Origin of the sequence: Streptomyces sp. NPDC089915 (assembly GCF_040684675.1) — a bacterium.
Taxonomy (GTDB): Bacteria; Actinomycetota; Actinomycetes; order Streptomycetales; family Streptomycetaceae; genus Streptomyces.
The window spans coordinates 1-6,993 of sequence record NZ_JBFBGN010000220.1 but is presented as its reverse complement, the minus strand read 5'-3'; the positions used below and the strand labels follow the sequence as shown (position 1 = coordinate 6,993).

The 6,993-nt window shown below is 72.2% G+C and carries 8 protein-coding genes and 1 pseudogene; all 9 read left to right on the top strand.

From position 1 onward, the window contains the following. Nucleotides 1-157: 157 nt before the first annotated feature. The gene (locus AB0O29_RS33555; protein WP_365159509.1) at nucleotides 158-811 is read left to right on the top strand and encodes an HAD family hydrolase; all 654 of its coding nucleotides are present in this window, start codon (nucleotides 158-160) and stop codon (nucleotides 809-811) included. 43 nt (nucleotides 812-854) lie between these two features. Continuing rightward, nucleotides 855-2,099 carry an MFS transporter gene (locus AB0O29_RS33550; RefSeq protein ID WP_365159507.1) on the top strand — a complete coding sequence of 415 codons (1,245 nt, stop codon included), beginning with the start codon at nucleotides 855-857 and terminating at the stop codon, nucleotides 2,097-2,099. Next, entirely contained in the window at nucleotides 2,071-3,219 is a 1,149-nt protein-coding gene (locus AB0O29_RS33545; RefSeq protein ID WP_365159512.1) for an acetoin utilization protein AcuC, read from the top strand. Before AB0O29_RS33550 ends, AB0O29_RS33545 begins: the two co-directional genes overlap by 29 nt. Nucleotides 3,220-3,310: 91 nt before the next feature. Then, a complete protein-coding gene (locus AB0O29_RS33540) occupies nucleotides 3,311-4,141 on the top strand; it encodes a phosphatase (RefSeq protein WP_365159504.1) in 831 nt (276 codons plus the stop codon). Between the two features lie 116 nt (nucleotides 4,142-4,257). Beyond that, the gene (locus AB0O29_RS33535) at nucleotides 4,258-4,467 is read left to right on the top strand and encodes a helix-turn-helix domain-containing protein (RefSeq protein WP_162688852.1); all 210 of its coding nucleotides are present in this window, start codon (nucleotides 4,258-4,260) and stop codon (nucleotides 4,465-4,467) included. A 153-nt stretch (nucleotides 4,468-4,620) separates the two neighbouring features. Beyond that, a complete protein-coding gene (locus AB0O29_RS33530; RefSeq protein WP_003948845.1) occupies nucleotides 4,621-4,719 on the top strand; it encodes an AURKAIP1/COX24 domain-containing protein in 99 nt (32 codons plus the stop codon). A gap of 95 nt (nucleotides 4,720-4,814) precedes the next feature. Continuing rightward, nucleotides 4,815-5,864: an NAD-dependent epimerase/dehydratase family protein gene (locus AB0O29_RS33525; protein ID WP_365159501.1), complete on the top strand. Its 1,050-nt coding sequence runs from the start codon at nucleotides 4,815-4,817 to the stop codon at nucleotides 5,862-5,864. Beyond that, nucleotides 5,864-6,892 carry a lysophospholipid acyltransferase family protein gene (locus AB0O29_RS33520; RefSeq protein WP_365159498.1) on the top strand — a complete coding sequence of 343 codons (1,029 nt, stop codon included), beginning with the start codon at nucleotides 5,864-5,866 and terminating at the stop codon, nucleotides 6,890-6,892. Before AB0O29_RS33525 ends, AB0O29_RS33520 begins: the two co-directional genes overlap by 1 nt. 5 nt (nucleotides 6,893-6,897) lie before the next feature. Next, nucleotides 6,898-6,993 (top strand): annotated as a pseudogene (locus AB0O29_RS33515) (LLM class F420-dependent oxidoreductase); the annotation flags it as partial.

The following is a 6,993-nucleotide window of genomic DNA, read 5'->3' as shown; positions in this document are numbered from 1 at the left end:
ACTGCAGGGGGGACCCTGTGGGAGAGTAGGACGCCGCCGAACAATCATTGTGGGAAAGCCCCGCACCAGTCATGGTGCGGGGCTTTTCTGCGTTTTCAGCCGTTTACCCCGCACCGCCCTGCCGGGAACGCGCGGCGGACGCTCGTATGGTGGGCTGATGGTCTACCAGCTGGTCATCTTCGACAACGACGGCGTCCTCGTGGACAGCGAGCCGCTCTCCAACACGATCCTCGCCGAGTACCTGACGGAAGTCGGGCACCCCACCACGTACGAGGAGTCCCTGCGCGACTACATGGGCGGCGCCGTGCACCGGGTGCACGACCTCATCAAGGAGCGCACCGGGCAGCGGCTGCCGGAGGGCTTCGACCAGGTCCTCCACGAGCGGGTCTTCGCCGCCTTCGCGCGCGAACTCCAGCCCGTCCCCGGGGTGACCGACGTGCTCGGGGAGCTCTCCGCGCACGGAGTGCCGTACTGCGTCGCCTCCTCCAGCAGCCACGAGCGGATCCGCGTCGCCCATGGGGCCGCCGGGCTCGACGAGTGGTTCGAGGAGGAGTGGATCTTCAGCGCCGAGGAGGTGGGCCGCGGGAAGCCCGCGCCGGACCTGTTCCTGCACGCCGCCGACATGATGGGCGTGCACCCCTCGCAGTGCGTCGTCGTCGAGGACAGCCCGCTCGGCGTCGAGGCCGCACGGGCCGCCGGCATGGACGTGCTCGGGTTCACCTCCATGGTCCCCGCGGCGAAGCTCGCCGGCGCCACCGCCTGCTTCGGGGAGATGAAGGAGCTGTCCGCCCTGCTCGGATTGGGTGCGTGATCTCTCTACCCACGGGTAGGTGAGGGGCCTACGCTGTGCCGCCATGACAGATGACGTGCGGCTGCGGCGGGGCCGCGGTGCCCTGGGGTTCAGTTTCTTCGTACAAGGGGTCACCTTCGCCCTGCTCGTGACCCGCATCCCGGCCATCCAGGACCGGTACGGGATATCCGACGGGCTGCTGCCCGCCTTCCTCGCCGCCGTGCCCGTCCTCGCCGGGGTCTCCAGCGTCGCCACCGAGCACCTGGTCAAGCGGGTCGCGCCCAGCGTCGTGCTGCGGTGGGCGCAGCCCGTCGTGCTGCTGGCGCTGCTCGGCGTGGGGGCCGGCAGCCGGATGTGGCACGTGGCCGTGGCCCTGGGGGTGTTCGGGCTGGCGGTCGGGGCGCTCGACGCCTCGATGAACATGCTCGGCGTCAGCCTCCAGCGGGCGTACGGGCGCTCCATCATGCTCGGGTTCCACGCCGCGTACAGCCTGGGCGGGATCGTGGGCGCCTCGGCGGCCTGGGCGGGGGCGCACTGGCACCTGGAGCTGTTCACGGGGTACCTGCCGGCCGTCGTGCTCCTGCTGCCGTCGGCGCTGGCCGCCAGCCGGTACTACGCCGACGTGAGGGGTGCCGGGGAGGGTGCCGGGGACGCGGAGGCCGGGCGGCAGGGGTGGCCGGAGCGGGGCGGGCGGCTGCTGCTGCCGCTGTGCCTGGTGATGGCGTGCGCGTACATCGGGGACTCGACGGTGGCGAACTGGAGTGCCAAGTACCTCCAGGACGTGCTGGGGAGCTCCGAGCAGCTGTCGACCGTCCCCTACAACGTGTACATGGTGACCACGCTCGTGGGCCGGGCCGTGGGGGACCTCGGGGTGCGGCGGTTCGGGGCGGCGGCCGTGGTGCGCTGCGGGGCCGTGGTGGCCGCGGGCGGGTTCGCGGTGGTGGCGGCGGCGCCCGGGGCTTGGACGGGGATGCTGGGGTTCACGCTGCTGGGGATCGGGCTGTGCGTGATCGTCCCGCAGACCTTCGCGGCGGCGGGGCGGCTGTTCCCGAACGCCTCGGACACGGCGGTGGCGCGGCTGAACATCTTCAACTACGTGGGGTTCCTGATCGGTTCGCCGCTCGTCGGCGGGATCGGGGACGCCTGGAACTACCGGGGCGCCATGCTGGTGCCGATGGCGCTGGTGCTCGTCACGCTGGTCCACGCACGCTCGTTCGGGACTGCGGACAAGGCCCGATACGGTGTGCGGCATGAGCGGCGAGCCGGTGACCGGGCTGTTGATGTGGGACGAGGCGGTAACGAGGTATGACTTCGGACCGGACCATCCGATGGACCCGGTGCGCCTGGCGCTGACCATGGGCCTGGTGCGCGCCTTCGGGCTGGACCGGGAGATGGAGGTGCGGGCGGCCCGGGCGGCCGGGGACTCGACGCTGAGGCTGGTGCACCGCGAGGACTACGTGGCGGCGGTGCGCGAGGTGTCGGCGGATCCGGGGGTGGCCGACGGCTCGTACGGGCTGGGGACGGTGGACGATCCGGCGTTCCGCGGGATGCACGAGGCGTCGGCGCTGATCGCCGGCCAGTCGGTGGCGGCGGCGGAGGCCCTGTGGCGCGGTGAGGCGGAGCACGCGGTGAACTTCGCCGGCGGGCTGCACCACGCGATGCCGGGCGGGGCGGCCGGGTTCTGCGTGTACAACGACGCGGCGCTGGCGATCGCGCGGCTGCTGGAGCTGGGGGCGGAGCGGGTCGCGTACGTGGACGTGGACGTGCACCACGGGGACGGGGTGCAGACGGCGTTCTGGGACGATCCCCGGGTGCTGACGGTGTCGCTGCACGAGCATCCGCGGACCCTGTTCCCGCAGACGGGCTGGCCGCAGGAGACGGGCGGTCCGGAGGCCGAGGGCAGCGCGGCGAACGTGGCGCTGCCGGCCGGGACCGGGGACGAGGGGTGGCTGCGGGCGTTCCACGCGACGGTGCCCGAGCTGCTGGCGGACTTCCGGCCGCAGGTGCTGGTGAGCCAGCACGGGGCGGACACGCACTTCGAGGACCCCCTCGCGCACCTGGCGGTGTCGCTGGACGCGCAGCGGGCCGTGCAGGAGGCATGTCACGCTCTGGCGCACGAGTACGCGGGCGGGCGGTGGCTGGCGCTGGGCGGTGGCGGGTACGCGGTGGTGGACGTCGTGCCGCGGTCGTGGACGCACCTGGTGGGGATCGCGGCGCACCGGCCGGTGGACCCGGCGGCGTTGGTGCCGCAGTCGTGGCGGGACGAGGTGTACGCGCGGACTCGGCAGCCCGGGCCGGCCCGGATGACGGACGGGCGCGCGGTCGGGTGGCGGGACTGGGACGCGGGGTACGACCCGGCGGACCGTACGGATCAGGCCGTTCTGGCGATGCGCCGGGCGGTGTTCCCGTTGCGCGGGATGCTGTTGTGACGTGTGGTCAGTTTCTGGCGCGGTTACGCCAACTGTGGGGCTGTTCGCCGGAATTGATGTTCCGGCAGATTCCTTGCGGCAGCATCGGAGGGTGTTGAGCGAGGGCGCGTTGCGCGCGCATCTGCTGGCCGCCCGGTTGGCCGGGCCGGTCGCCACCACGCGGGAGGAGAGCCTGCGCAGCTACCGGCTGTTCGCGGCGCGTGATCCCCGGGTGCTGCTGGGGCTGGATCCGGTGGGCCGCTGGGACGAGGGTGCGCTGCTGGGGCTGATGGCGGACCGCTGCGGGGTCTCTCCGGATCCGGCGCAGGTCAGCGGGCCGGACGTGATCGACCCGGGGCTGACGCTGGCGGCGCTGGGGGTGTTCGCGGAGCGGCTGCGGGAGGCGGCCGGGGCGCGGTCGCCGGTGCTGTTCGGCACGGGGCACCCGCATCGGCTGCTGGAGTTCTACGCCACATTGGCGGGGGCCCTGTCGGCGGCGGGCTGTGTTGTCCTCACCCCGGCGCAGGGGGTCCATGTCGACATGGCGACCCGGTTCGGCGTACGCGAGCACCGGCTGGATTACGTACGGGGAGTCGCACTGGTGCGGGAACCCGGCGCGCGCGGAGCCGGGAGTGCCACCGGCGCACACACCCATTCGCCGCTCCCGGTTCGGCTGGCGCTCGGGGCGCTGGCGGAGGCCGGCGGCCCGTTGCCGGAACTGGTGGTGGGGGATCACGGTTGGGTCTGCGGTGCAGGTCAGCTGGGTGTGGAGGCGATCGGGCTGGCCGATACGGATGATCCCGCGTTGTTCGTGGGGGAGGCCGAGGGGCGGGTGGCGGTGGTGGTTCCGCTTGATGACGCGGTGCGTTCGGCGGCCTATGGACCGCTCACGCGGTTCGTGTTGCAGCGCGCCGGGCTGCCGGTGCGTCAGGAGTGGCCGTAGCTCCTCTTCCCCAGCCGTATCACGCGCCCCTACTCTGGGGAGTGAGCGTGCGACGACGAGGAGTAACCGGAGGGGAAGCCGGTGCCCGTCATGCGCGGAAGGTCAAGGTGGGTGTCATGGCTGCTGGCGAGAGGCCTCTCAGTGAGGTTCAGTTCCTGACCGTGGCGGAGGTCGCCTCGGTGATGCGAGTGTCGAAGATGACCGTGTACCGCCTGGTGCACAACGGTCATCTGCCCGCGATCCGGGTGGGCCGGTCCTTCCGGGTCCCCGAAAACGCGGTCCACGAGTACCTGCGGGAGTCCTTCGTGGGGGTGGAGTCGGCCTGAGAGTGAGGCTTGGGCAACGCCTGCGGAAGCCTCGGATTACAAGCTCGTAGCTCGGGCGGGTAGGCTAGGCCGACGTAGGTCGTGTGGGCCCAGACGCCCCGCACCGAGATCCCCGCATCGCGGGGGTGTTCCGAGAAGTGAGCGAGGGTAGTCGTGGGCTCTGTTATCAAGAAGCGGCGCAAGCGGATGGCTAAGAAGAAGCACCGCAAGCTGCTCAAGCGCACCCGCGTCCAGCGCCGTAACAAGAAGTAAACGGCAGCTGTACGTGTTCTCCGCAGCCCCTCCACCATCCTGGTGGAGGGGCTGTGGTGCAGCCGGGGGTACTTCTCGAGGGAGGCGCTGAGCTCGTGGGGAAGGTCGTGCTCGTCACCGGGGCTGCCCGGCAGCTGGGGGGCCGCTTCGTGCGCCGCATCCAGCGTGACCCGGAGGTGGAGCGGGTCATCGCGGTCGATGCCGTGACCCCGCCGCACCGGCTCGGCTCGGCCGAGTTCGTGCACGCGGACATCAGACAGTCGGCGATCGCCCGGGTGCTCGCCGAGCACGCGGTGGACACGGTGGTCCACCTGGCGGTCACCGGAGGCGCGCCGGGGGCGCCGGGCGGGCGGAGCGCCGTCAAGGAGACCAACGTCATCGGGACGATGCAGCTCCTGGGCGCCTGCCAGAAGTCGCCGACCGTACGGCGGCTCGTGGTGAAGTCGAGCACGAGCGTCTACGGGGGCACGGCGCGGGATCCCGCGGTGTTCACCGAGACGACGCAGCCGAAGTCGCTGCCGGCGGCGGGCTTCGCGAAGGAGGCCGCCGAGGTCGAGGGGTACGTACGGGGCTTCGCGCGCCGGCGGCCGGACGTGGCGGTGTGCGTGCTGCGCTTCGCGAACATCCTCGGGCCGTTCGCGGACTCGGCGCTCGCCGAGTACTTCTCGATGCCGGTGGTGCCGACCGTGCTCGGCTACGACCCGAGGCTCCAGTTCGTCCACGAGGACGACGTGGTGGACGTGCTGCGGCTGGCGGCGGGCGAGCCGGGGCGCGGGACGCTGAACAGCGGCACCTTCAACATCGCGGGGGACGGGGTCCTGCTGCTGTCGCAGTGCGCGCGGCGGCTGGGGCGGCCCGCGGTGCCGCTGCTGCTGCCGGCGGTGACGTGGGTGGGGCAGGCGCTGCGGGCGGTGGGGGTGACGGACTTCTCGCCGGAGCAGATCCGGTTGCTGACGCACGGGCGGGTCGTGGAGACGGCGCAGATGCGCGAGGTCCTGGGGTTCCTGCCGCGGTACACGACGGCGGAGACCTTCGCGGACTTCGCGCGGAGCCGGGGGAACGGGCTGCTGCCGCCGGAGCGGGTGGGGCGGGCCGTGGACCGGGTGGCGGGGCTGTTGAAGGCGGACGAGAGAGTGGAGCGGTAGTGGCGGACGCCAAGGTCATCCCGTTCGGCGAGGACCGGCCGCGCCGGCGCGGCGGCGGCGCGCGCAAGGCGCGGGCCGTGGACGCGGTGGCGGCCCCCGCGCAGCCGCCGGCGGCGGGAGCGCCGGAGAGCGGCCCGGTGGAGCTGGTGGCGCCCCCACGGGAGCCCTCCGGCCGGGTGGGCGGTGCGGGCGACTGGGACCGGCGGATCGCGGGCGGGCTGGCGTTCCTGCGGCGGCGGATCACGGGCGAGTACGAGGTCGACGAGTTCGGCTACGACAAGGAGCTGACGGACCAGGTCCTGATGTCCCTGATGCGGCCGCTGTTCGAGAAGTACTTCCGGGTCGAGGTCAAGGGCGTCGAGAACATCCCGAAGGAGGGCGGGGCGCTGATCGTCGCGAACCACTCGGGGACGCTTCCGCTGGACGGGCTGATGCTCCAGGTCGCGGTGCACGACCACCACCCGGCGGAGCGGCACCTGCGGCTGCTGGCGGCGGACCTGGTGTTCATGCTGCCGGGGGTCAACGAGCTGGCGCGCAAGGCCGGGCACACGCTGGCGTGCGCGGAGGACGCGCAGCGGCTGCTGGAGGCCGGGGAGCTCGTCGGGGTGATGCCGGAGGGCTTCAAGGGGATAGGGAAGCCGTTCGGCGAGCGGTACAAGCTCCAGCGGTTCGGGCGGGGCGGGTTCGTCTCGACGGCGCTGCGGGCGGGGACGCCGATCGTGCCGTGCTCGATCGTGGGGGCGGAGGAGATCTACCCCATGATCGGGAACGCGAAGACGCTGGCGCGGCTGCTGGGGCTGCCGTACTTCCCGGTGACTCCGACGTTCCCCTGGCTGGGGCCGTTGGGGGCGGTGCCGCTGCCGACGAAGTGGACGATCCAGTTCGGGGAGCCGATCGCGACGGACGGGTACGCGGCGGAGGCGGCGGAGGATCCGATGCTGATGTTCAACCTGACGGATGAGGTGCGGGAGCGGATTCAGCACACGCTGTACAAGTTGCTGGTGCAGCGGAGGTCCGTGTTCTTCTGACCGGTGCCATGGGCACCGTCTGGTACGACCCGGTGGCCACCCTGGCCTTCCTCGCCGGGGTCACCGAGCGGGTGCGGCTGCTGAGCCACGTCGCGATCGTC

What these genes read in the sequence shown, in the direction of transcription:
- AB0O29_RS33550 (WP_365159507.1), top strand. Translation starts at nt 855, where the DNA reads ATGACAGATGACGTGCGGCTGCGGCGGGGCCGCGGTGCCCTGGGGTTC.
- AB0O29_RS33535 (WP_162688852.1), top strand. Translation starts at nt 4,258, where the DNA reads ATGGCTGCTGGCGAGAGGCCTCTCAGTGAGGTTCAGTTCCTGACCGTG.
- AB0O29_RS33555 (WP_365159509.1), top strand. Translation starts at nt 158, where the DNA reads ATGGTCTACCAGCTGGTCATCTTCGACAACGACGGCGTCCTCGTGGAC.
- AB0O29_RS33545 (WP_365159512.1), top strand. Translation starts at nt 2,071, where the DNA reads ATGTGGGACGAGGCGGTAACGAGGTATGACTTCGGACCGGACCATCCG.